This window comes from Pseudomonas sp. HY7a-MNA-CIBAN-0227 (assembly GCF_040310325.1).
GTDB lineage: Bacteria > Pseudomonadota > Gammaproteobacteria > Pseudomonadales > Pseudomonadaceae > Aquipseudomonas.
Genome location: NZ_JBEOPT010000232.1, coordinates 1 through 257, shown reverse-complemented (window position 1 = coordinate 257; position 257 = coordinate 1). Strand labels below are relative to the sequence as shown.

The 257-nt window shown below is 55.6% G+C and carries 1 protein-coding gene; it reads right to left on the bottom strand.

The genetic code is table 11. The features are described 5' to 3' along the window. The coding region (locus tag AAEZ06_RS27710) for a hypothetical protein (RefSeq protein ID WP_350617346.1) at positions 1 to 257 on the bottom strand (257 nt) is incomplete at both ends.

The window sequence follows — 257 nt, the reverse complement described above, 5'->3', positions numbered from 1 at the left end:
GTCCATATCTTCGGTGGCATATTCAGATAGAAAATCCGCAGCCTCGCATCTCAGACCAGCTTTACGTACCGCGTACAGGTCATACGCACGTCGGGTGACGATGAGAGTCGGCACATCGAAATCGCGTAGGGTCTTGGCGGTATCGATAGTCCAGGCAGGTGACCCCGCAAACATCACTCCACGCGGACTCGCAGAGGCCAGCCCGAGTTTCTCGGCGAGTCTTCCAATACCCAGACCGTAGATAGCGACAGTACAGA